This window comes from Devosia ureilytica (genome assembly GCF_024273195.1).
Lineage (GTDB): Bacteria > Pseudomonadota > Alphaproteobacteria > Rhizobiales > Devosiaceae > Devosia > Devosia ureilytica.
This window is the reverse complement of the sequence record NZ_JAMZCU010000005.1, coordinates 1-25,226: the sequence shown is the minus strand read 5'-3', so window position 1 is coordinate 25,226 and position 25,226 is coordinate 1. Positions and strand designations below refer to the sequence as shown.

General features: G+C 58.9%; 16 protein-coding genes and 1 pseudogene. 9 read left to right on the top strand and 8 right to left on the bottom strand.

The annotated features are described in order from the left end of the window. Positions 1–36: 36 nt before the first annotated feature. The 7 genes and pseudogenes from NIM87_RS13370 to NIM87_RS13340 all read right to left on the bottom strand — a co-directional run bounded on the left by NIM87_RS13370 (position 37) and on the right by NIM87_RS13340 (position 7,978). Positions 37–843, bottom strand: a complete 807-nt coding sequence (locus NIM87_RS13370) for an NYN domain-containing protein (protein WP_254675204.1) — start codon at positions 841–843, stop codon at positions 37–39. An 82-nt stretch (positions 844–925) separates the two neighbouring features. Continuing rightward, entirely contained in the window at positions 926–1,330 is a 405-nt protein-coding gene (locus NIM87_RS13365; protein ID WP_254675203.1) for a helix-turn-helix domain-containing protein, read from the bottom strand. A 239-nt stretch (positions 1,331–1,569) separates the two neighbouring features. Continuing rightward, a pseudogene (locus NIM87_RS18860) lies at positions 1,570–2,290 on the bottom strand (IS91 family transposase); the annotation flags it as partial. A gap of 216 nt (positions 2,291–2,506) precedes the next feature. Further along, entirely contained in the window at positions 2,507–3,187 is a 681-nt protein-coding gene (locus NIM87_RS13355) for a DUF2971 domain-containing protein (protein ID WP_254675202.1), read from the bottom strand. A gap of 50 nt (positions 3,188–3,237) precedes the next feature. Next, on the bottom strand, positions 3,238–3,987 hold the full coding sequence (locus NIM87_RS13350; RefSeq protein ID WP_254675201.1) for a DCL family protein: 750 nt from the start codon (positions 3,985–3,987) through the stop codon (positions 3,238–3,240). 12 nt (positions 3,988–3,999) lie between these two features. Further along, positions 4,000–7,146, bottom strand: a complete 3,147-nt coding sequence (locus tag NIM87_RS13345) for a DEAD/DEAH box helicase (RefSeq protein WP_254675200.1) — start codon at positions 7,144–7,146, stop codon at positions 4,000–4,002. Continuing rightward, a complete protein-coding gene (locus NIM87_RS13340) occupies positions 7,139–7,978 on the bottom strand; it encodes a hypothetical protein (RefSeq protein ID WP_254675199.1) in 840 nt (279 codons plus the stop codon). Before NIM87_RS13340 ends, NIM87_RS13345 begins: the two co-directional genes overlap by 8 nt. 565 nt (positions 7,979–8,543) lie before the next feature. Between NIM87_RS13340 and NIM87_RS13335 the strand changes: the two genes are divergently transcribed. The 3 genes from NIM87_RS13335 to NIM87_RS13325 are packed head-to-tail and all read left to right on the top strand — an operon-like array spanning position 8,544 to position 15,084. Further along, complete coding sequence (locus NIM87_RS13335; protein WP_254675198.1) at positions 8,544–10,553, top strand: type I restriction-modification system subunit M; 2,010 nt, start codon at positions 8,544–8,546, stop codon at positions 10,551–10,553. Next, positions 10,550–11,857, top strand: coding sequence for a hypothetical protein (locus NIM87_RS13330; RefSeq protein WP_254675197.1), 1,308 nt, complete (start codon positions 10,550–10,552; stop codon positions 11,855–11,857). Before NIM87_RS13335 ends, NIM87_RS13330 begins: the two co-directional genes overlap by 4 nt. Beyond that, positions 11,854–15,084 (top strand): type I restriction endonuclease subunit R, encoded by a 3,231-nt coding sequence (locus tag NIM87_RS13325; protein ID WP_254675196.1) that lies wholly within the window; start codon positions 11,854–11,856, stop codon positions 15,082–15,084. Before NIM87_RS13330 ends, NIM87_RS13325 begins: the two co-directional genes overlap by 4 nt. A gap of 537 nt (positions 15,085–15,621) precedes the next feature. Here the strand turns inward: NIM87_RS13325 and NIM87_RS13320 are convergent. Further along, positions 15,622–16,152, bottom strand: coding sequence for a hypothetical protein (locus NIM87_RS13320; RefSeq protein WP_254675195.1), 531 nt, complete (start codon positions 16,150–16,152; stop codon positions 15,622–15,624). A gap of 2,327 nt (positions 16,153–18,479) precedes the next feature. Between NIM87_RS13320 and NIM87_RS13315 the strand changes: the two genes are divergently transcribed. From NIM87_RS13315 to NIM87_RS13290, 6 genes are all read left to right on the top strand, one after another. Beyond that, positions 18,480–18,842, top strand: coding sequence for a hypothetical protein (locus NIM87_RS13315; RefSeq protein ID WP_254675194.1), 363 nt, complete (start codon positions 18,480–18,482; stop codon positions 18,840–18,842). 30 nt (positions 18,843–18,872) lie between these two features. After that, complete coding sequence (locus tag NIM87_RS13310; RefSeq protein ID WP_254675193.1) at positions 18,873–20,273, top strand: TolC family outer membrane protein; 1,401 nt, start codon at positions 18,873–18,875, stop codon at positions 20,271–20,273. A 102-nt stretch (positions 20,274–20,375) separates the two neighbouring features. Then, positions 20,376–22,520: a type I secretion system permease/ATPase gene (locus NIM87_RS13305; protein ID WP_254675192.1), complete on the top strand. Its 2,145-nt coding sequence runs from the start codon at positions 20,376–20,378 to the stop codon at positions 22,518–22,520. Positions 22,521–22,537: 17 nt separating this feature from the next. Further along, positions 22,538–23,845, top strand: coding sequence for an HlyD family type I secretion periplasmic adaptor subunit (locus NIM87_RS13300; protein ID WP_254675191.1), 1,308 nt, complete (start codon positions 22,538–22,540; stop codon positions 23,843–23,845). Beyond that, entirely contained in the window at positions 23,835–24,461 is a 627-nt protein-coding gene (locus NIM87_RS13295) for a ribbon-helix-helix domain-containing protein (RefSeq protein ID WP_254675190.1), read from the top strand. Before NIM87_RS13300 ends, NIM87_RS13295 begins: the two co-directional genes overlap by 11 nt. 164 nt (positions 24,462–24,625) lie before the next feature. Next, positions 24,626–25,226 (top strand): hypothetical protein (locus tag NIM87_RS13290; protein WP_254675189.1); only part of this gene is annotated, 601 nt, incomplete at its 3' end.

Sequence of the window (25,226 nt, the reverse complement as noted above, 5' to 3'; positions counted from 1 at the left end):
GGGCCTAAATCGTCCGCCGTTGCGATTGGACCACCGCTAGTCCTGGGGCGCGCGCAAACGGACGTTTGGAACCCCATCCAGATCGACGAGTTCGACCAACTGCATGTGGCGTATCAAGCCGCTGATGTTCCGTCGGCTGTAAACCCGGGAGTCGAAATCCGGCTCCCGCCTTTTGAGTAATTTGCTCAAGCGGCCTAGGGCGATCAGCTCTCCATCCGGAGCAATCTCCCTTAGTACCCCTACCACCAGCGCTTCTGCATCTAACGGGGAAAGGGTCCAGAGTTTGTTGCCGGCCCTCCTCGCGACAGCAAAGGTCTTCGACGATTCCAGATCCCAGAACATACTGCACTCGCTTCGGAGTGCTTGAGGTGTTGACCTCTGTCCAAATCCAAGGACGGTCTTGCCTTCCTGGAGTAGCCGGCGCACTAGAGGGACGAAGTCCGTGTCACTGGCGACGATCGCGAAAATATCGATTCTGCCGGTCAGCACCACCTCGACCGCATCAATCGACAGGGCTATGTCGTTGGCATTCTTTCCGGGCTTTAGTGTGGGAAGATGACGAGCTTCTCCGTTGTTCCTGCTAACGAGGCTAGCCCAAGCGTGTACGGATCGGCCGGCGTGGTTTCCGTAAACGCGCAATAGGCGGATGTGTCCGTACTGCTTGACTATCTTGAGAGCTCGCTCAGCGTCCGCTGCAGAAATCCCGTCGCAGTCCACAAAAACAGCGATCTCCGGAACGGCGATCCGCTTCCGGTTGAAATTGTTCAGCCATCGTCTAGTTTTGTCCCACACAGGTTTTCCCTTTTCAGCGTCGGCGGCTCCTGCCAGGGCCGGGCTGACCACTGCCGGGCGACAACTCAACTCCTCGAATAGACTGCGCCGACCGAACGCTCGGACGGCGCGTTTTCGTGTCGCTTGATACTACTTACTTACCGAAAATGGCGCGGATCGCAGCACGAGCCCGAGTAGTCATTACCGGATCGGTGTGATCAGAGGCGTCACGTATTTCGGACAGCCAGCCCACTTCGTTTTTGCTCACAACAGTTTCAAAAATTCTGTCGAACGCGCGTGCCGCGGCTGAACCGGCCCACTGCTCCAGGGCCAACTGCAGAAGCCGTGCGGGATCGACCTGGAGTGCCTCCGCTAGGGCGGGAACTCGGTCGAGCGGAACGCGAATTGCGCCTGATTTTAGCATGCTGATCATGTTTGGGTTTGGAAAGCCGGTTTCAGTGGCGATTTCGGCCTGGCTCTTTATGGGGCGTAGCTCGAGTATACGCTTCTCAATGTAGGCCGGTAGGCGCGTATCTGCATATGGCTTGGTGGCAGGCATCCTGGTGTCTCTAAAGCGTTGACTATGCAGCAGCTATAGCGAAGCGCTACATGGCGCTGCTAACATTACTCAAGGGAAGCTCGGTGCCCACCTTTGGGATCGTTTGGCGCGAGGCGCGCGCGTTCACGAGTCAACGATGGCCATGATTTGTGTTGGGAGGTGTTCTTCTCCCTGAGTCGGAGGTGCGCCCCATGTATGAACCCGCTCCGCGGGAGGGGTGGCGCGGGAGGTTCATGGATGGTCTCCCGGGTTGATGGTCGGGCGCTCGACGGCGCCCGCGACTGGCACCATGCAGCGAAGGTCTCGATGATCACCATGGTGCCACCGCAGCAGGGGCATGGTGGTCGCTGATCTGCGGTCTTCTCGGCCGCCGCTTCGTCCGGCGCCGGCGCCACCTCAAGCAGATCGCGGGCATGGGCGAGAGCGTCCTTGCAGGATGAGCCGGCAAGCAGGCCGTAGTGCCTGATGCGGTGGAACCCGCGCGGCAGGATGTGGATCAGGAAGCGACGGATGAACTCGTCGACGGCCGAGGTCATGACCTGCTGCCGGTTGGCGCCGCTGCGGCGACAATCCTCGTAGCGGAAGGTGATCGCGCTCCCATCGAACCGGAGCAGGCGGCTGTTGGAGATGGCGACCCGGTGGGTGTAGCGGGAGAGATAGGCGAACACGGCCTCAGGCCCGGCAAAGGGCGATTTGCATAGACCACCCAGCGCTTCTTACGGACCGGCGCGAGGTGACGCTGGAAGGCGCGGCGGCCGCTGAGCCCTGCCAGCTTGCAGAAGAAGCCAATTTTTCCGGCACCATGGGGGCCGAGCAGCCTGCTGAGGAACAACCGGCGGAACAGCGCGCCGAGCACCCGCACCGGCTGCAGGAATGCCGGGGCGCGACGAGATCCACCGCCCATCCTGTGTGAGGCCACCACCTAGCACGATCATGTGGATGTGGTGGATGGTGGGTCAGGTGCACTACGAGCGACATCAACTTGACGAGTGCTCCACGCAATATGGCGCGGAGCGCAGCAGGGCTTCTGTCGGGCCAAAACAGAAATCCCCATAGTCCAGTGCACGCGGACCGCGGGTTCTTGCCTGGGTGGCTTTGCGACGCCAAACGGCATCTCAGCCCTTCACCATTTCTGTCGATCAAACCAGCTTGATTTTCGCCCAAGAGCAGACGCAGTTATCCGATCTGGACGGCCTTCGCTGTCAGGCCCTTCCACTCTTCGTTTCCGACCAGCGTAGAGCGGACGACAGATAGGCGCCGGCAGTCATCATTGATCCCACGCAGGGTCTTCTTCACGGATTCCTTCAGCGCATTCGACATCCAGGGGCTCAGGGTGATCCGGCGGATCCAAGAGAGGTCAATGTCGAAGTCCTTGGCCTCCATGGAAGCGGTCTCGTTGACGTAGATGACGCGGTATTCGCATTCTGGTTCGTATGGCTTCCGTTTCAGGAAAGGCAGCTCCTCCGCTTCGATCTCGCGGCGTTTCTTGAGCGTCGCGATCTTTCGGTAGACGACCTTGTCCTTCAGGACGCCAGTCTGGCCCTCGAAACTGGCCAGAAGTCGCGCCTTGTCGAACTCTATGCAAACGCCGTCCGCGCCGTGCGAGAACACTCGCCAATGATGATACGTCTCGGCTGTTTCGGCAAAACAGATGGCCAGCACCGTCTCGGCACCTGCGAGGCGCTTATACTCGCCCATGAAATAGGCGTCGTTGGCGTCGTCCCACCGCGCCGGGTTTAGAAGGGTGATCTTGCGGGACTGAAGCAGGTGAATCGCGGCCGCAAGGTTCGTGTAGCGACGAAAAGGTGGCGGTGTTAGGCTCGTGCGGCGCATGGTGTGCCGTTTCTTCTGAGCCATGAGCTCCCTCTCCAATGGCATTCGCGCTGCAGTTTGTAGCCGACCTGTGTTCAAACGAACATAAGCGGAGTCTCTACCGCCATATTGCGGGTGGCGGCCAATCTGGATGGCAGGGCAGACTTCGAGACAACTCGCATTCTGGCATTGCGATCGTGGAAGAACCGAAAGCGGATCATGGCGTCCATGTCGGCGAACTGGGCCGAAACTTGAGCATCGGCCGGCGGAGAGATAACACCTTGAGGCACTGCAGCCCCCCAACCTTCGCTAACCCTAAAATCCCAAGCGATATCTCGGAGCGACTTGCCGATGTAGTCGACACGGGCCGCCGCTGCCGAAACGAGTTCCCCGGTCACCGTGCATGCCAAGCGTCCGGCTCCGTCGGCATGTTTTCGGAAGAACTCACGCTTCGCCTCAGAAATGCGTTCGTAGACAGCTTCCCTGCAGGCTTCGACAAACTCCGCGTCCGGATTTCGCGGTTGACCGTCGACGGCGCTCATAAAGCTAAAATCAGTTTCGCTGTCATCAGTGCGGATCACCCAAAAACCGATCGTAAGACCGCCGTGCGAGACGTTTTCCCTCGTTTCGAAATGACGGATACCGCAACCGACTTTCGACGGGCCCGTCGCAATAACCTCGTCATATCGCTCAAGGAGAGCGCAAAGGTTCTCATGGTCGATGGGGTCGTCGATCACGACTCCGACGCCCCACCGATCTCGCAAGGCGCGGAAGTAGGCTTTAGCGACAGTCTTATTCGGCCATTTGGATCCATTGGACAGAACAACCGGATGACCACGCGACATTATTTTCTCCGTTTATGCAATAGTAGCCGACTTCGTCGGCGCGCGGTCGAGACCCTGGGCATCGCGCCATACGGTTCGGAGGTCGTCGGCCGACACTCGTTCGCCAAGTTTCGTATTGGCTACCGCATCCCGCCACAACTCAACCGGGCCAGTATGGAGGAATGTCTTGAACTTTTCGCTGTCTTCTGGGCGCAAGCTGCCGTTCCGCTCGCCATAGAGGGCGGCCATTTGCGGAGCCAGCTGTCGCGGTACGCCCATGATCGAAGCAAGGACCGAAACTGAGTCATTGACGCCATATTGAATGTAGGCGGGCAGCATCCGGTGCTCTTCGGAAAGCAGCGCGTCGTTCCCTGACAGCATTGTCCTTCCGCGAAGAAATGCATGAGCCCCCCATGACACCGTCTGGGAAACCTTACCAAAGACGTATTTGCCGGCCTCACGAACCCTATCGGCCTCGCTGTCTCCCGGAAAGGTTGCGGAAATTTCCTTAACACTGGCGCCATTGATCCATTGATGGACGACCTTCGCCACCGCCATGGTGTTGATCTGCCCATGCCCCTGTTCCAGCGCCAACGACAGTTCTGGGAGCTTTGCTAGCACGTCGATTAGATGCTTCATGCCTTCAGGGTTCTTAAGTTCATCCGCTCCACCCTTGGCGAGCACCTGATCCGCAGCGATGTTGGCGTAGAGCTCGTCGAAGCTGTAAGATGCGAGGCCGGTCTGGTCCGCCACCTTCATGTAATTGAGTGGCTTGCCGGCAATGTCCGCGATATATCTTCTCGCCAACCTGAGCAGAGCGTCCCCGACTTCCTGGGTCTTGCCGGCGAAGCTGGCGGTGACGAGACGCTCCAATTCGCTTGCTGTAGCACTAGCGCCCTGCCTCGCGACCGAGTGACCTATATATTGAATGAAGGGACGAAGACCCTCGTTGACCCTGTAGGTCCATTTGACCGAATCGCTTTCGCGAACTTTGGCGATTGCTTCCGCCATGGCGGATACCATCCTCTCGGACAGGTAGCGGGTGTATGAATCCCAGTATTCCCTGTGCTCGGAATTCGCGAAGACGACGACACCCTTTTCCGACAGTCCAACTCGACCGGCACGACCAGCAATATTCCAGAATTCGGCCGGCGTTAGAGGGCCCGCTCCAGGTTTGCTTACCGAATGGATGACGACGCTGGAAACTGGAAAGTTCATGCCCTGCGCGAGCGTAGTGGTCGCTGCGATGAAGTCCAGTGTTCCTTTCGCCGCCAACCTCTCGACGAGATAGCGCAACTCGCCGCTCAGGGCGGAATGGTGGAAGGCGACACCTTTCCTGAGGCATCGTGTAAGATCGCTATCGTCTCCATATTCTTCGGCTGCTAGGGCCAACGCGACGCGAAGTTCGGCAGGCGCGGTGTCGATATCTATCACCCTCTTATCTTCGGCCATTTTCAGCGCCGCCTGTTCGGCCCCCACCCGAGACGACGGGAACATCGCCAACGAGGGGCCGATAGATCTCAATCGCTTGCTCAGGGAAACCGTCTTGGTGCGAGTGGAATTACTGACGCGAAGCGCTTCTCGTTCTCCTTCGGTCAAAAACATAACAGTGTCGGTGAGAGCCGACCGCCTATGTGGCTCCTTCCATTCGATTTCCCAGCGACGCTTGGATTGGCGGCCCTTGATGGAAGCCAGCCCAACTATCAACCGCGCCGGCCGCCAACTCACGTCAACCTCGCTGCCGCGATCTTCGCTCAACCAATTCGCCACTTCCACGGCATTCTCCACGAAAGGCGTAAGAAGCAGCAATCTTACGTGGGCATGCTCACGGCGCAGGTTGGCAAGGAGAAGCTCAAGACGCGCGCCCCGTTCACCGTCTCTGAGAAGGTGGGCCTCATCAACGATCACCAGACGAACGCCTTCGAACCAGTCGGAATGGGCACGTAAAAGGAGGTCAAGCTTTTCCGGCGTGGAAATCACCACGCCGCTCGCGGACTGCAACAGGGCGAGCTCAAAAGGATCTTCCTCGAACGCGCTACCGGCGGCGGTGACTTCAATGTCCAGATCACCGAAATCGGCACTCAATGTCCGTCTCACTTGGGTAGCTAAGGCCCGGGTGGGTGTAAGGTAGACGACCTTTGCCGTTGCGTAGCTCGAGAGTGTCTGCAGGATTGCGAGTTCGGCCATCAAAGTTTTGCCGGAGCTTGTCGGCATCTGGAGCACCATAGCTTCGCGCTGGGCGTCAAGCAGATTGTTGGCCAGAGCATCTTGTTGCGAAGGAAGCATGCTCAGGATTGCGCCGTCGCGTTGGCTAAATGAGCGGACCAACTGATCGATCTTATCGTTGATGTTGAAACCGCTTGCCCAAATCGAGTCCGCACGCAGCTTATGGATCATCAAGGCGACCGACCTGGTCCAGGTCATCAGGCCAGGCTCTGAGCTCAAATCAGCATACTCGCCAGACTTTCGAAGCAAGGTGCGCAACTCTGTTCCGACATTGACGGCGCGCCCCTTGGCTCCAACGAAGGCACCGTCTAACACGTAGTGCGAGAGCACGATGGTCGCCTGGGCGCAATGGTACAACGCAAGAAGTTCCAACGCCGATTGCTGGGGGCGCTGCGCCTCTTCGAGCCAGTCGACCTCGACCGATCGCTGCAGGTCTCGCAGTTCGTCAAGTCGCTTGCGCGCGTTCTCGACATCTTCCCGCCCGGATTGGCGCGCGACCAGTATCAGCGCGCGAGAAACGGCTTCCCTGACCCGATTAGGCCATCCCTGATCGGAGGACGCAGCCAGATCAATGATCGCCGAAATGGAATCGAGCCTTAGCACGTGCCGCAGCTCCGTCGGACGCCTAGCCCATAATGCCGAAGTCGACATCAAGAATAGGTCGCGAAGCTCGATCGAGCGATGCGGATATGCCGTTACAACATAGGCCAGCCAACGATCGAAAACCCGGCTGGCATCATCGACATGGTCGGAAGTGCCGAGGCTGGCAACATCCGCGTCCAATCGGGAGACCCACTCCTCATAGCCCAGCATAGATCCGAGCTTAAGCTGAACGAGCTGCGCGGCATCGGGATGTTCCTGGTTATTGAACGATGACTGGAAAGCACCATCATCGAAGCGGGAGACCAGACCATCCAGATACTCCCTATCGAAGATTGGCGTAACGTCAGTCATTCCTGCGGGCTCTTTCCATTGCCGCTCGACCGAACGCGTTGAGTTCGGCACCGAGCGAGAGAGTCATGCCACGGGCTTTCGCATGCAAGTAGGAAATTGTCGCCTCTCTTAAGGACTGCAGATCATCTAAATCTGCCTCGACCTCACCACGGACTATAACTGGAGACAGGAGTGTGTTGGCAATCATCCCCGTCGTTTCGAGCTCCCACACCATCGCGAGAAGCATCGCTGCATATTCGGTGCCTTGGCACCGGACCACACATGCCATTAGGAAATCGTTCAGCTTTGCATTGTCGGTGACGGCCTTGCCGCATTCGGTCACCAACTTGGCCGCCTCCCCGGGGGGGCGCTTCGGTTCATCAGTGCCTTTGACCTGAATAAGGACCAAGGAAAGGCCGTTGGGCGAGGTCAGCGCCACGGTCCAACCATCGAAGCCCAGTATCGGCTGGACTCGGTTCGGCTTGGTGGCGTGCAACGCCGGCGGAACCTCGAACCCATATAGTTTTGCTAGCGCGGCGCGGGCAATGAGCTCCGCTGTCTCCGACCTGTAGTTTGCGAGCTGCGCCGGTTTGCGGCCTTCTCTATCCGGATCGGGAATGGATTTCCTGAAGGCTGCCATGATCGCTCCGGTGTCGAACGACCCTGTGAGACCTTCTGCAGGCTCCGGCAATGACATCGCTGCCTCATCTGCAATGCGCCGGATTTCGTCCTCGCCGTAAGCCTGGCGTATGATCTCCACCGCATGTACAAGCAAGGCGTCATTGTCATTGCTGACGTCGCAGGTCTCTTTCACCACGGCCCAGCGATGGCCTTCGGGATCCTCTGTCAGCACATGATTAGAATATATCAGCGATCCGTCCTCCCCCACGGCATTTGATACCCATGGGACGGTTTAGCAGTCAACAATGGTAGGATTGGTCAGGTGTCGAGCGCGCGGATACAGTAGATGCAAAATAACTGTTAAGTCTTGCATGCCCCTGCCGTGCGTCAAACGGTGACTTGGCGCCTTGCAAGTTAGCTCTGGGGTGGTCCAGTCGCCGAAGACGTTGATCACCTAACGGCTGCCATCTGCTTCAAAGCCCAAAACCGGACTGTCCGGTTTTGGAGGTGGAAACGCGTTTAACTGCCTTCCGCCTCCAATTTTGTGGGGATCAGCCGGCAGCAGTTTGTTTAACCTGTTCTGATAGCAGAAGTGCGCCAGAAAGCGGCGGATCTAGAGGGGGCAAACGGCTCGGGCTGAAACACCGATTCAGTAGCCCCATGATCAGCAAATCGTTCTCCTAAACGGAGATCAGGTTCTCGGCCGGGCCGCATGATAACAATAGACGCCAAAAGCGAATTAATCTCCCAGCGGTTCACGCCTGCAACTCAGAATGCCACAAAACTAGGGAAGACAGATGAATACGAACACCGCTCTCGCCGATTTCATCTGGAAGAACGCGGACGACCTCTGGGGAAATTTTAAGCACGTCGATTTCGGCAAGATCATTCTGCCCTTTGCTCTCCTGCGACGCCTGGAATGCGTTCTGGAGCCGACCCGGGATCAGGTGCGCGAGAGTGTCAAGAAGATGAAAGACAGCGGGATAGACCTCGACGTCATCCTGCGCACGCAGACCGGGTACCCGTTCTACAACACCTCGAACTACGACCTCCGCAGCCTCGGCGCGACCCGGACCCGTCAGAACCTCGAGGACTACATCGCCTCGTTCTCCGACAACGCCCGGGTCATCTTTGAACAGTTCGATTTCGCGAACACGCTGGCCCGGATGGACAAGGCCGGGGTCCTTTACAAGATCTGTCAGAACTTTGCCGCCATCGACCTGCACCCTGACACAGTTCCGGAGCGGGTCATGTCCAACGTTTATGAACACCTGATCCGCCGTTTCGGGGCCGAGGTGAACGAAGCGGCTGAAGATTTCATGACTCCGCGCGACGTCGTCCATCTGGCCATCGAACTGCTGCTCGACCCCGACGACCAGATGTTCATCGACAGCCCCGGCCTGATCCGGACCCTCTATGATCCCACCTGCGGCACCGGCGGCTTCCTGTCGGACGGGATGGGGCATGTGAACGCGCTGCGCGACCGGTATTCGGTCGCCCCGGTGATTGTGCCCTATGGACAGGAGCTGGAACCGGAGACTCACGCGGTCTGCCTCGCCTCGATGCTGCTCAAGACCGTCGAGTCCGATCCCGGCCGCGACCTGTCGAAGAACATCAAGCTCGGCAGCACCCTGTCGGACGACAAGCTCGCGAACGAACGGTTCCATTACTGCGTCTCGAATCCGCCCTTCGGTAAGAAATGGGAGATGGACCAGACCGCCGTGGTCAGGGAGCATCAGGAGAAGGGGTTCGAGGGCCGCTTCGGCCCCAAGCTGCCGCGCGTCAGCGACGGGTCGATGCTGTTCCTCCTCCACCTCCTCAGCAAGCTGGAGACGCCGGAGCGCGGCGGTGGACGGGCGGCGATCGTCCTGTCCGGCTCGCCCCTCTTCAACGGGAATGCAGGGCAAGGGGAATCCGAGATCCGGCGCTACCTGCTGGAAGAGGACGTGGTCGAGGCGATCATCGCGCTTCCGACCGAAATCTTCTTCCGCACCGGGATCGGCACCTACATCTGGCTCCTGTCCAACAAGAAGCCGGCCGACCGGAAGGGCAAGGTCCAGCTGATCGACGCGACCGCGCTGTTCGAGCCCATGCGCAAGAGCGAGGGCAACAAGCGCCGCCGCGTCGGGGATGGCCAGATCCGGCAGATCGTCCAGATGTATGCCGATTTCGCCGAGACAAAGGCGAGCCGAATCTTCGACAGCCGCGACTTCGGCTATCGCCGGGTGAAGGTCCTGCGCCCGCTGCGCAAGAAGATCGTGATCTCACAGGAGGGGCTGGCGGCGCTCGAGTCCGAGAAGGCGTGGGTGCGCCTGACGACCGACTCGAAGGACCTCTGGCTGAAGCTGCTTGATCGCGAGATGGGCGCGATCCATGGCTGGCACTGGATGGCGGCCTGGCTGCGGAAGAACTCCGGCGCGATGATCAGTCAGCGATCTGTCCCAGCCGCGTTGATCAAGGCGTTTCAGAAGGCCTTCGGCGTCCACGATCCGGAGATCGATCCGATTTGCGACAAGAACGGCGATCTCATCCCCGACGACGACCTGACGGATTACGAGAACATCCCCCTGGGTACCGACATCCGGGACTACATGGCGCAGGAGGTGCTGCCTCATGCGCCCGACGCCTATTTGGATGAGACGTTCCGTGATGAATACGACGGTGAGGTGGGCGTCGTGGGGTACGAGATCAACTTCAACCGCTACTTCTATGAATACCAGCCACCCCGCGATCTGGAGGAGATTGACGCCGAGCTGAAGGCGGTCGAGGCGGACATTGCATCGTTGCTCGCGGAACTGACGGAATGACAGGTACAGATCTCAAGACACCCATCTCGTGCAAGCGAACTCCGATGAAGGACTCAGGCGCAGACTGGCTGGGGCAGGTGCCTGCTCATTGGGAGGTTGTTCCGCCGGCCGCTCTATTCACTGAGAGCAAGGAGCGCGCACGCGAAGGCGACCAGCTGCTGTCCGCGACTCAGAAGTACGGGGTCATCCCGGTTGCAGAATTCGAGGCGCTTGAGCAACGTCAAGTCACTATGGCGGTCGTCAATCTCGATATGCGCAAGCATGTCGAACTAGGCGATTTCGTGATCAGTATGCGCAGCATGGATGGTGGGCTCGAGCGCGCCCGCGCTGTCGGCAGCGTCCGTTCCTCCTACACGGTGCTTAAGCCCGGACCAGACGTAGAAGGGCGATTTTATGGCGCCCTAATGAAATCCAGCCTCTACATTCAGGCGCTTCGCCTGACCTCAAACTTTGTCCGTGACGGGCAGGACCTGAACTTCAGTCACGTCCGCAAGGTGAAGCTGCCGAAGCCGGATCTCCGCGAACAGGCAGCTATCGCCGACCATATCGAGGTCGAAACTGGCCGGATTGACGGGCTGATCGAGAAGAAGACCCGGTTCATCACGCTGCTGAAGGAAAAGCGGGCGGCCGTGATCACCCATGCGGTGACGAAGGGCATCGACCCAGACGCGCCGATGAAAGATGGTCCATTCAAGGCGGTCGGCATGGTGCCAGAAATTTGGGACATATCTCCCGTCGGCCGAGCGTTGCGGGTCAAGAAGAACATCGTTGGATCACGCCACGGCGAATACAGGCTGTTGTCTTTGACCACGCGTGGCGTGATCGAGCGCGATATCAGCGAAAATTTCGGAAAATTCCCTGAGTCTTTCGATTCCTATCAGGAAGTCAGCCCCGGCGACTTTGTGTTCTGCTTGTTCGATATTGACGAAACCCCACGAACGGTAGGGCTGTCTGATCGCCACGGCATGATCACGGGTGCCTATTCGGTTTTCGATTGTCTTGCGCTTATCTATTCAAAGTATCTCTATTTCCTGTTCCTTCACCTCGATATGTGCAAAGGCCTCAAGCCGTTCTACACGGGACTACGAAAAACCATCAGACCACCCAAGTTCACTTCGATCCGCATCCCGTTTCCACCCGAAAACGACGCATGTCAGATCGTTGAGCACATCGAGACCCAGACGGCAAAAATCGACAGCCTGATCGCCCTAACCGAGCGCAGCATCGACCTTCTCCGCGAGAAGCGTGCCGCCCTGATCACCGCCGCCGTCACCGGCAAGATCGACGTGAGGCTTGCTGCATGAGCGACCTGCATCACGAGAAGCACCTGGAATCCCATATCGTTGGCAAGCTCGCCGCGGCGGGCTGGCTGGTCGGCACCTCCGACGCCTATGACGCGGACCGCGCCATGTATCCGGAGGACCTGGAAGCCTGGCTGCGCGCCACCCAGCCGCAGAAATGGGACCGCCTTCACGCGATGAACGGCGACAAGACCCTGACGGTCGTCATGGATCGGCTGGAGGCCGCGCTGGAGAAACAGGGGATGGTGCAAACCCTGCGCAGAGGCTTCTCGATCGCAGGCGCCGGTCACCTCGACCTGTCCGAGGCGGCCCCGGAGGACCAGAGGAACCACGCCGTCCTGCACCGCTACGCGTCGAACCGGCTGCGGGTCGTGCCGCAGCTGAAATATCACCCGGGTCGCGAGCTCGCCATCGACTTCGGCCTGTTCCTGAACGGCCTGCCGCTGGTGACGGTCGAGCTGAAGACCGATTTTACCCAGTCGGTGGAGCACGCGAAAGCCCAGTACCGGCGCGACCGCTTGCCCGTAGACCCGGTCACGAAACGCAAGCACCCGCTCCTGACGCAGCATCGCGGCGCGGTCGTCCATTTCGCGATGTCCGACAGCGCGATCTGGATGACCACGAAGCTCGCGGGCGACGACACCTTCTTCCTACCCTTCAACAAGGGCGACAACGGTCGCGCCGGAAACCCGGCGCGAGCCGACGGTGAATATCCCGTCGCCTATTTCTGGGAGGAGATCTGCCAGCCCGAAGCGTTCCTGCGGATCTTCCACAGCTTCGTCTATGTCGAGAAGAAGAACGTGGTCGACCTGAAGGGAAACTGGTCGGTCAAGGAGACCCTGATCTTCCCCCGGTTCCACCAGTTCGACGCTGTCAACAAGATGATCGCTGATGCGGAAGCGAAGGGGCCCGGGCACCCCTACCTGTGCGAGCACAGCGCGGGCTCGGGCAAGACCTCGACGATTGCCTGGACGGCGCATGACCTGGTGAAACTGCGCCGGGACGACGGGACGCCGGTCTTCGACACGGTGATCATCGTGACGGACCGGAACGTCCTGGACGGTCAGTTGCAGGACGCGGTCCAGCAGATCGACCACCAGAAGGGGCTGATCGCCGCGATCGATCGGGAGACCTCGTCGAAGTCGAAGAGCGACCAGTTGAGTGAGGCGATGCTGAAGGGCACCCCGATCATCGTGGTGACCATCCAGACCTTTCCCTTCGCCATGGAGGCGATCCTGACGGAGTCGTCCCTGCGGGACCGGAACTTCGCGGTGATCATCGACGAGGCGCACAACTCCCAGACCGGGAACACCGCATCCAAGCTGCAAGCAACGCTGGCCCTGTCGGCGCGCAAGGACGCGGAGGAGATGACGGTCGAGGACATTCTGTTCGAGATCCAGCGGGCCCGTAAGCGCCCGTCCAACGTGTCCCATTTCGCCTTCACGGCGACCCCTAAGCACTCGACCATGATGCTCTTCGGCCGGCCGGCCGATCCCACCAAGCCTGCCTCGGACGACAACCTGCCGGTCTCGTTCCACAAGTACGAGATGCGCCAGGCAATTGAGGAAGGTTTCATCTTGGACGTTCTGCGAGGCTACGTCCCCTACAAGACCGCCTTCAACCTCGGACAGGAGATCGTCGACGAGAAGCGGGTCGACGGGAAGGCCGCCAAGCGAGCGCTGGCGAAGTGGATGACGCTTCACCCGACGAACGTCGCCCAGAAAGTTCAGTTCATCATCGAACACTTCTCGAAGAACGTGGCCCACCTTCTGGACGGGAAGGCCAAGGCGATGGTGGTCACCAGCTCCCGGCCCTCTGCGGTCCGGTACAAGCGGGCTTTTGACGCCTTCATTGCCGCGAACCCGGAATACAGACACATCCGAACCCTTGTTGGCTTCTCCGGCAAGCTCACCGGGCGCGAAGTGATGCACCCGAACGACAGTCTGCTCCACGGGGACGCTTTCGTCGTCGAGGAGGACGCCGAATTCACCGAGGCGAATATGAACCCGGAGGCAGGTGGCAAAGATCTGCGCCATGTATTCGACCGGCCAGAATACCGGGTCATGCTGGTGGCGAACAAGTTTCAGACCGGTTTCGACCAGCCCAAGCTGGTCGCGATGTACGTCGACAAGAAGATCGCGAACGCGGTTGAGATTGTCCAAACCTTCTCGCGCTTGAACCGGACTTTCCCGGGCAAAGATCAAACCTTCATCATCGATTTCGTTAACGACCCGGACGTGGTCCGGGCCGCCTTCGCCCAGTACGATCGGGGCGCTCGGATTGAGAAGGTTCAGGACCTGAATGTCATCTACGACCTGAAGGAATTCCTCGACGATCAGGGTATCTACGACGGTACCCATATTCTCGACTTCCAGCGCGCCCGTTTCCGGACCGCCGCTTCTGCTGCGACTGGGAACGACGACGAGGCGGCGCACAAGGCAATGTACGCCGCGACGCAGGAGCCGACGGATGATTACAATCTGCGACTGTCCGACCTGCGGGAACGTGCGGCTTCGGCTGAGGACGCTTGGCAGCGCGCAAAGAGCGCCGGGAACGACGATGGGATGAGGCGTGCCGACCACGAACGCGAGCAGGTCGAAACGGCGATCGTTTCTCTTACTGACTTCAAGTCAGGCTTGTCCCGGTTCGGACGGCTCTACGCCTACATCGCCCAGCTGGTAGACCTAGGTGACCCAGACCTAGAAACTTTTGCCGCCTTCTCGAAGCTGTTGGCGAACCGGCTCGACGGAGTGCCTGCAGCTGAGATCGACCTGCACGGCATCGCGCTGACCGGCTACGACATCGCGGAGCGGGAACCGACAAGCGAAGGCGAAGACGAGGAGCTGCCCACCGTCGACCCGGTGAAGGGCGGTGGTGGCGGCTCACGACCTGGCGCTCTGCCCGTGTATATGCAGGAGCTGATTGAGCGGCTGAACAGCCTATTCGGGGAAGCGACACCGCTGGAGGACCAGGTGGCCTTCGTTAACCAGGTCGCGGCGATCACCCGCGAGAACCCGGTCGTGATGGCCCAGATCAACAAAAACAGTAAAGACCAGGCGATGAAAGGGAACCTGCCCGGCGCCGTCCAGGCAGCCGTGGTTCGCGCAATGTCCTCGCACAGTACACTTGCGACAATACTGCTGAGCAAAGACAGGCAGGCCCTGCCGATTCTCGAGGGGGTGATCTACGAGATCCTGAAGCGCGGCGAGACGCTAAACCTTCGAGATTAACAAGTCCGACCTTGGAGCATAACGAGTCCTTCAAGATTGTCAGCTAATGGGCAGCAAAGCACAATTGAATTGATCAGGCGGTCACAAGCCAGCCCTTTGCAATGCAAGGCCTGAAAGGCCCGAGACCAGTTGCGCCAACCGAATTGCGCGTATGGCAAGCCATCGGTCGTGGTCGACAACAGCCTGGCGCGGCAGGTCGACGATAATGCACCGGACACCGCCAGGTCGGTTAGTCACCGCGGCCGCGAGCTCTCTTGGGCCGATGAATTTTATCTGGCTGCAGCCTTGAGCTTTAGGCTCACCAGACGCTGCACACTTTTATTTTGTACCTAACGGCCTTCGGCCTTGAGAGCGCCTGCGGCGCTCTCGCTTATTGTATGCATTACATGTCTAATATTTTTATGTGATCGTTTTCTATTGACTGTTTCCATAGGACAGGACTGCTTCTCGTTTTGAGAGGCAGTTGGGCAGGTGCGGCTTTGGCGCTGGCTACTAGTCGTCCTCGCTTCGCGAGCAACGGCATTGCGGTTCCAGAGACTAGGGGCGCCAAAATTCGTCAGGCGGCACCCAGTTCTCAAAGTTTAGACTATCTGTGATAGACTTTCCAACATAATTTGCTACGCCAAGTTCATTAAAAACAGGCTTGACATCGACGTCCCCGGAGGCAACTAGATATTTCCAGATGTCTTCAGCGCGGTCATCGAATATTTTGGCTTGGCGCTCTCTTTCTGCCTCGTCTACATTGAAGAAGTGCACCAAACCATGAAAGTGCGGATTGGTGCGTGGCTTTTCCATCGTGTACATGTTGAACATGCGATAGTCGTGAAGCTTGGCCCAATTTCGGCCTAATAGGCATCGGTTCATTCGCCCGTCCCACTCCTTTAGCTTATCCCTTCGACTTGCGATTTCCGACTCTGTTACATCTCCCAGGCGATTCAGTTTCGCCGGCTCATTGAACGATAGGGTGATGTATCTGTCCCATTGCCGCTCAATCGTCCATCGCAGCCATGCGTCTTTAGTGGCCGCAGCATTAATGAGCGCTGGGCGAAAATACTCAAGGCGCGTCATTCATCTACTCCATGCTTCGAGAGCCACAATCGGCACGATCTGGTGATTGAGCACTGAGGTGGGCATACAATGGTGTAAGGAACGGAGAGGATCTGTTGGTTCGACATGGGTCTCGCTCGGGTTAACAATGGCCCTATAGCGATCCGGAAAAAGGGATGCCGTGGTTGTCAGATCTTTTTTCGAAATCAGGGGAGAGGCTGCGGGAGCGATGAACCGCTTTTGGCGATGAGGGCCCTACGGGAAGGGGGCGAAGCGGATGCTGGTGAAGTGAGCCACCTGGCTCCTGCCGGCCTCTGTCGAAAGGCTCATAGAGCAGACGGAACCTTCCACGCTTAGGCCGAGGTAGGATAAGGCCGTCTCGAAGTCGCTGAGGCGCTCTTTCTTGTTTGCCGGAGAACGCAGAGCGTGTTCGTTCCAGTTCTCATTTTCATATTTATATATAATATTCTAGATAACTATATATTTTGGAAATGCGGACTTTTCTGACCGGCTTCGCCTGACGTTCTCCGGACCACAACACTGTCGATTTCCTAGAATACTCGCCTAGCCCATTGAAGGTGTGTCCGTGTGCACCGTTCGGCCCAAGAGTTCGACCCTTGGTTAGAGGCAAAGCTAGGGTCTCTGATCCACAGCGCCGGCTTGGTCGCCACCCGCACAAGCACCAAACAGCATGTCGCCGAGTACTGGCGCAACGTCCTTGGTCTCGGTCCGCTATTCATCCAACGCGATGAAATGGATCGTCTCCCGATCTGGCAGCTCTCCAGTCAGAAAGTTGTAGGCCCCAGAGTGAAAAGTACCAGCTATATCCGCGGCCAAAATTGTCGCTACTTTGACATCAATCCTGTCGAGGCCCGATCTGACTGTCTGAGGATCAACAGGGGTGCTCCCTGGCTGGATGTTCAACAGTCTGATGCATGTTTTGTCGTTGCATGCAGCAAAAGCGCTCAGCGAGCTTTAGAACAGTCGGGCTGAAATGTAGGCGTCAGCCTGATTTGCAGAAAGCTGTAATTGCTGACTTCGAGAAAAACGCAATACCGGCTAATCTTGTCAACTTGGTGTTAGCATCACCGCAAGAATAGATGCGGTGATGCTTCAAAAAAGCCCATATCGACCCGCCTTTGCTAGTTTCGCAGGCGGCTATCACGAATTACCACCGCATGCCAGTTTGCGGTGGTGTTTACACCAGGTTGACGGACCACCGCATGCCGGATGCGGTGGTGTTTACGTTAAGTTGTTGGTGAATTGTCGTCCAACGCTCGCACATGCCCAGAAGCGCTAGCAAATGGTGAGCCCGACTTCGTGGCCTTTCCTGGCCCCGTATGGCAAGGGGCTTTGCTAGCGTTGGCCAAAAGTCCATCATCACTACGCCGAGAGTACCCATCCAAACACTGTGCGTAAGAAGACGTTCAATCCGGATGAGGAGGATAGGTCGCCGGATATGCCTCGGCACCCCAAGGCACTGCCTACTTACTAAGTGGATTTTCTAGGACTTCGCTTCATTTGCGCGTGAATCCCAAGGCATCTGACTGGCGGTACCGAGGGAGTGAGCCATTCCCCGGTTTCAACCCCGGTGAGAATTGGCGACAGCTTGGCGAGAGGCGCTGACCCAACAGCAGAAGCCGCGCCCCATTTTCGTGTTAATCGCGAATGGCGGATTCGGTTTGCATTTCCGATCTAAGCCATTGATCTACAATGCGTCGCTAAGGCTCTGGTTTGCGGAAAGAAGTATACAAATCAACGGCTTGCACCAGACTACGAATCTGGGGGTCGGACGTTCGAATCGTTCCGGGCGCGCCATTTCGCTATTTTGTATAGCGTGTGGGATACTTTCAAACCGCAGAGTTGGGCATCTTAGTGCGCGCAATTGCGTTTGCGCTGGTGCAGGATCGGCTAGCTTGCGTCATTACGATTTTTTCAACTTCGGCAAATGTTTCCGCAGCCAGAGGCGCGACGACGTAAATACATTTGCGCGGGCGCTGAGTGCTTGTCTGTCTTGGACCTTGGAAACTGGCATGAATGTGCTGGATGCGACGGTGGGCAACGATTGGCCCTCGGTGAGGGGCGCCGGGTGATGTTGCGCAAAGAGCCTCGGCTTTCAGTGGCGTGGTGGGAGGTTGGTCGGCACCATCTGATCAGATAGGCTGGCCGTCTATTTTGTTATGCTTTGTGGGCCTAGTTTTCGATGGTTCTAATAGTTACCGATTTGTTAAACGGTGCGGCATTTCTGCATCGGTTCCGGTGAAAGTTTGTAAAAGGATTTGGCAGACTTGCTCGGCGGCGCGCAGATGCACTAAACTGCGCGCAGGTTATGGGGTGGGGCAATTACTATGCAGCTTGGATTCGTCAGGGTCATCGCAGTCGTGGTGGGGACTTTTGTCGCTGCGGGCAATGGGATGGCTGCCGATCTGCTCCTCAATTACGGCGGGCAGTGCACCAATTATCGCCAGTCAGTCATGCCGCTCATGCCGGTCGAAGAGATTCGCCAATCTGTCGCCGCCAATCTCGAAAGTGCAAAGGCCGGAATGGATGATCCGTCGGTTCTGACGTCCCGGCAGCCGGCTTTTATCTGGGCCATGGAGGCGCGCTGGGCGTGCTCGACCGCATTGGGCTATCTCAATGGTGGCTATGTCGACGAAGAGTCGGTTCAGAAATGCGACTGCTTTCACCAGCAGTACGTGTCGTTCCGGTAGGTTGGGATAGTGGGCAAAGAGATTTTCAGCATGAATACGTTTCTCAAGATCGTCCTGCTTTCAACCGTCTCCTTGATGAGTGTGGGTGCAGTTCATGCAATGGGCCTTAAAGAGGCCGTGCAGCTGGCGATGGACAGCAATCCAGAGATCGGCCAGGCGATCCAGAACCACGATGCGACCGGCTTCGAGCTGCGTCAGGCTGAGGGGCTCTACGCGCCGCGTGTCGATCTGGAGGCCTCTGCCGGCGTCCAGATGTTGAATAATCCGTCCCGCCGGGCGCTTGGTATCGAAAACGATCCGCTCTATCCCACCCAGATCGGCCTGGTTGCCACCTACGATCTTTATGATGGCGGTTTCCGCGATTCCGAGCTGGCCCGCCAGGCCGCGCGCGTGGACAGTGCATCGTACCGCGTGATGGAGCGCAGCGAGTTTATCGCCCTCCAGATCGTGCGCGTCTATTATCAGGTCCTGCTGCAGCAGCAGATCGTGGGTCTTACCCGCCAGAACGTCACCTTCCATGAGTCAATGGTTCAGGATGTGGCGGCTGCCATCGACAGTGGGCAGTTGACCGAGGCAGATCGCTTCCAGTCCATCGAGCGCCTTGCTGCGGCGCGGGCTCGGCTGACCGAAGCCGGCGTTGAGCTGGCTGCCGCGCAGATCGAGTTCAAGACCTTTGTCGGGATGATGCCTGGCTCCGTGGGTGCCCCGAGCCGTGCCTCGATCGCCGTGCCTGGCTCGCTTGAGCTGGCGATTGCCAATGCGATTGTCAACAATCCGCGGACCAAGACTGCTGGCGCTGATATCGACGCAGCGTCCGCGCTGGTTGACCAGGCTGAGGCCGGATTGAAGCCAAAGCTTCAGCTCGAAGGGCGCGCTGCGACCGGATACGATATCTCTGGCGCTGATGGCTGGCAGAACGATGCCAGCGTGAAGCTGTCCCTGCGTTGGAACATCTTTGACGGTGGCATAGCGCGGGCGCAGGTTCAGGAAGAAATTCGCCGCGAAAGCGAAGCCAAGCTGGTCTTTGACCAGACCGTGCGCGAAGTCGAGCAGGCGGTGCGCGAATCCTGGTTGCGGCTAAAAAGCCAGGGCGAACTGGCCCGGGTGTATGACGAGCAGCTCAATTCTTCGGGAAGCCTCGTCGATTCATATCGCGATCAGTTCATCATTGGTGAGCGCTCGTTGCTGGACGTGCTCGATGCCCAGAATACGCGCTACAATGTGCAGATCCTGCGCGAAACTGCCCGATATAGTGTGATGTTTGCTGAATACCGCGTGCTGGCTGCCAGTGGCACATTGCTCAATTTCATGGGTGTGAGCACCCATGGCAGTGCAGTTGCCGACACGCGCTCGGCGTTCGATATCCAGTCTTGGCAAGCATCAGAACCGCGCACGCTTACACCATTAACTCTGCCGACAGCTAGCAACTAAGTTGTGATGGCGCTTTGATTACAGCGCCACCAATCTGTGCTTAACTGTGCACCAGCTACATTTTGGTGGTTGGTAATGCCTGTTTGCAGAACGGCGGCGTGAATGACTGTCGCGGCTCAATCCGAGGTTGAAAAAACCTCCACTGTCGATCCCGTTCTGGATTGCATACGGTTCCTGGCGCGAGCGTGGCGAAAGTCCGATTCCGTTGCGACGCTGACGGCCGGCCTGCCGATCGAGCACGGACGCATGGACGTTCGGCTGATGGCGGCCGCATTTGCGCGCATCGGTGTGACGGTTCGAAATGGCAATGAGGCGCCTCAGCGCCTCAAGCAATATGACTTCCCCGTTATTCTGTTTCCCGGCAATCGCGCACCGCTGGTGCTGCTGAGCCGGCTCAATCGCCGCACCTATCGCGCCTATGATCCGCTGCAGGGCAGCGAGGTCAACCTGGACGCCAAGGACATCGACGCCCGGCAGCAGGCGCCGCTGATGTTTGTCTCACCTGACTTTCAGGCGGTGCAGGAACATAGCGGCGTCCGCATGGCGCAGCAGGGGCACTGGTTCTGGTCGGCCGTGCGGGGGCATGCGGCCAGCGCGATCTATGTCCTTCTGGCCGCTGCATTCATCAACGTCTTCGCCATCGCCTTCCCGCTCTTTACCATGAACGTCTATGATCGCGTGCTGCCCAATTCGGCGCAGACGACCTTGTGGGTCTTGGCCATCGGCGTGGGCATGGTCTCGATATTTGACCTGCTGCTCAAACTGGCCCGGGCCGGGGTGATCGAATTTGTTGGTCGATCGATCGACTTCAAGATGTCCTCGGCGCTGTTTGATCGGGTTCTGAACACGCCCATGTCGTCCCGCCCGGCTTCGACAGGCGCCTTTGTCAGCCGTATCGGCCAGTACGAAGTGCTGCGCGAGTTTGTTGCGGCCAGCACATTGGTCATGTTTGTCGACGTGCTGTTTCTGGGCATCTTTGCCTATGTGCTGACATTGCTGGTTGGCTGGCTGGTCATCTTCCCGTTGATCGCCGGCGTGGCGGCCCTGGTCATCACGCTGATCGTCGGCATTTTGTCCGGCCGGGCGGTCAAATCGGCGCTGGCAGAATCATCTGCCCGCAATTCGGTACTGGTTGAGGCGTTGACAGGCGCTCAAACCGTGAAGGCGTCGCGCGCCGAAGGGCAATTGTTGCGCCGCTGGGAGGCCGCGGTGCTGGCTTCGTCCAATACGCAGGACAAGCTGCGCGCCTTCCAGGCCATGGCAACCAATACCACCGCAACGCTATCGCAATTGTCCCTGGTCGGGATCATTGTTGGTGGCTCCTATGCCTTTACCACAGGTGATGTGACCACCGGCGCCATCATTGCGGCGATGATGTTGTCCAATCGCCTCATTGCCCCGATCGGCATGATTGCCGGGACCCTGCTACGCGCCCGCGCCGCCGTTGAGGCCTACCAGACGGTCGACGGAATCATGAAGCTGCCCGATGAGCGCCCGACACGCGTCAATCAGATGCAGCGGGTGGTGCAGGGCGGCAAGATCACTTTCAACAAGGTCCGGTTTGCCTATCCGCAGTCCAAGGTGTTCGTGCTGGACGGAATCTCGTTTGCTATCGAGCCGGGTGAGAAGATCGGCATTATCGGGCGCATCGGCTCGGGCAAGACCACGATTGGGCGGCTGCTGGTGAATTTCCATCGCGCCAGCGAGGGTGAAGTCTCCATCGACGGCATCGATATCGACCAATATCATCCCGAGGACCTTCGACGCGCCGTGGGCCTGGTTATCCAGGACCCCGAAATATTCAACGGCACGGTCCGCGAGAACATTCTGATGAGCGACCCGGCGGCGACCGAAGAGCGGCTGATGACCGCTGCCCGTCGCGCGGGGGTGGAGGATTTCGTGTCGCGGCACCCGCAAGGCTATGACATGCCGGTGGGCGAGCGCGGCGTGCTGTTGTCCGGCGGGCAACGCCAGGCCATCGCCCTGGCGCGCGCCATGCTCGTTGAACCCAAGGTGATGTTCCTTGATGAACCCTCGAGCTCCATGGACCTGGCAACCGAGCGGCAGCTGATCAAGCACCTGGAATCCAGCTTGATGCCCGACCAGACGGTGCTGATTGCGACACACCGCTACAGCCTGCTTTCGCTGGTGACGCGCCTGATGGTGATCGACAATGGCAAGTTGATTGCGGACGGCCCCAAGGACAAGGTGCTCGAACAACTGCGCATGCGGGCGGACGCGCAATGAATTTTCAGAACAGCAAAATGAAGCCCTCAACCACCTACTCCCTCCGGCCGGATCGCCCCCCGCGCGCCTGGACGCAGATTATCGTACTGGTGGTGGCCGTCGTTGTCGCATTCCTGCTCTGGGCCAATTGGGCCGAGGTCGACCAGATCAGTCGCGCCGAAGGCAAGGTTATTCCCTCAGGCAAGTCACAGATCGTGCAGAGCGCTGAACCCGGCGTGGTCACCGACATCCTGGTGCGCTCGGGCGAGCAGGTTTCCGCGGGTCAATTGCTGGTGCGGCTCGACGACACCAATACCGCCTCGAGTGCCGGTGAGGTGGAGGCGCGCGTCCTGGCGCTTTCCGCGCAGACCGAGCGGTTGCGGATCGAAAGCGCCGGGTTGACCCTTTCGGATTTTATCTGCCCGGAAAACGTGGGCGCAGAGGCCCCCGCCGTCTGCAGTGCCGAACGTGATCTATTGGAGTCGCGGCTGCAAAGCCGTGTGAGTACGGCCGATGTGTTGCGGCAACGTGTCGAGCAGCGCCAGCGTGAGCTCAACGAGGTAACGGTCAACCGGGCACGCCTGCAGTCCAACCTCGAAATTGCCCAGGAGCGTCTTGCCCTGGTCGAGCCCATGGCCGAGCGCGGGTTGACGGCACGGACAGACCTTCTGGCGCTCCGATCGGAAGTGGGGGATCTGTCCGGGCAGATTGACGCGACGGTCGAAAGCTCGGCTCGCCTGGCTGCAGCGCTGCTTGAGGCGCAATTGCAGGTGCAGCAGGCCGATCAGCAATTTCGCCAGGAAGCCTTGTCGGAACTGACGCTGCGGCGGGCGGAACTGGCCAGCGCCGAGCAGCAACTGCGTGGCGCTACAGACAGGGTCAGCCGCACGGAAGTCCGCTCGCCGGTCGATGGGATCGTCAATGCAGTCGATGTGACCACAATCGGTGCGGTTGTGACGGCTGGCGCGCGGTTGATGGACATTGTTCCCAAGTCTGATTTCCTCCTGGTGGAGGCGCGTCTCAAGCCATCGGACGTGGCCTTTGTCATCCCCGGGCAGGCCGCGCGCATCCAGTTCACCGCCTATGACTTCTCAGTTTATGGCGGCCTGCAGGGGGTGGTGGACAATGTCTCCGCCGACAGCCTTGTCGATGAACAAACGCGCGAAACCTATTACCTCGTGACAGTCCGCGCCGAGGAAACGGCGCTCAACTATCACGGACAGGAACTGGCAACCTTGCCTGGCATGGTCACCACGGTGGACATCATTACCGGCAAGCACTCAATCCTGCAGTATCTGCTCAAGCCCATCAACAAGGTCCGACAGGAGGCTCTCATTGAACGATAGCAACCGCGACGACCACCTTGTGGACGTCTCGACAGGTGCGAGTTCAGGAGACGACTGGTCGGTTCCAATCTTTCGAACCGTCACAACCGTCACGGGCCGGCACGCGCTGCGCCTGGAAGGGGTGTTCTGGGATGCAATTGCGCGATTGGCGACGCGGCAAGGACGCAAGACCCCGGAGATGGTGCGCGAACTGCTCGGGGCCGCCGAGGTCGGGGGCACGAACCTGTCGAGCGGTTTGCGCAGTATCATCGTTCGGCGCCTGCTGAACGAGGACGACCGACTCGCTTCGCTTGCGGCGCCGCTGGCTGCGGTCAAGCTGATGCAAATGGCGCCCACGCCGTCCTTCGCGCTTGATCGCAACAAGCATCTTGTTCGGGTCAATGACGAGTTTGTCCGCTATTTGCGCACTGTGATGGTGCGCAACGGTCCGGTGGAGAAGGCGCAGTTGCGGCTTGATCGCCCCGCCGAGACGATTTTCGCTGAGCTCGCTACTGGCACTGCGATCGAATGCGGCGTCTCCATCGTGGTCGACAACCACGAGCGACGGACGCAGGCGCGCATTATTGTCCCTCCCCCCGAGCCGGCCAATGTGTTGGTCGGATTTATCCTGAGCTGACGGAAGGTTGCATATTCGGGTATGCGAGATCTATTAAGGTTAAACAAATATTACGGCTGCGCGCATATTAGGCTATGCCATTCCCGGGTCCGGCCGATTGTGGCGTCTTACCTGTGACTATATGTTAACCCCACGTTAACTGAAGTTATTTGTGGGGTAGTGTCATGGTTGAGAGCATTCGCAATCCAGAGCGTGTTCTGGTTGAAGGTCGCGATGCAGTCGGCGAAACCATCTTGGTCGCGCAGGCCGATACCGGCGCCACCGGTGTGCCGCCCACCGACACAACCCCACCGGAGCAGGCTGCCCAGGGTGCTCCAGCGGCAGACCCGACGCGGACCATCATCGAGATCGAGAACGGCGAGTTCTTGCGCCTGCCGGCCGAGGCGAGCGTCGACCAGCCGCGCGTCAACGGCACGGATCTCGAATTTGTCCAGGCCGACGGCTCGATCATCGTCGTTCCCAATGGCGCGATCACCGGCCTTACCATTTTCATCGGCGACATCGAAATCCCCGCACAGACTGTCGCGACCCTGTTTGAAGCCAATGGCATCGAAACCGCTGCCGGCCCAGGCGGCGCAGGCTCACAGAGCTCGGGCGGCAATTTCGAAGTGCCGGTGGGCGGTATCGGCGACGCGTTCAACATCGGCGGCCTGCTGCCGCCGACGGCGCTGGCTTTTGGGGAGAATGTAGAACGTCCATTCTACGAGAGTCTCCTGGACTCCAACGATGCGCCCACGGTCGATGCGGTCGGCAATGCGGCCTTCA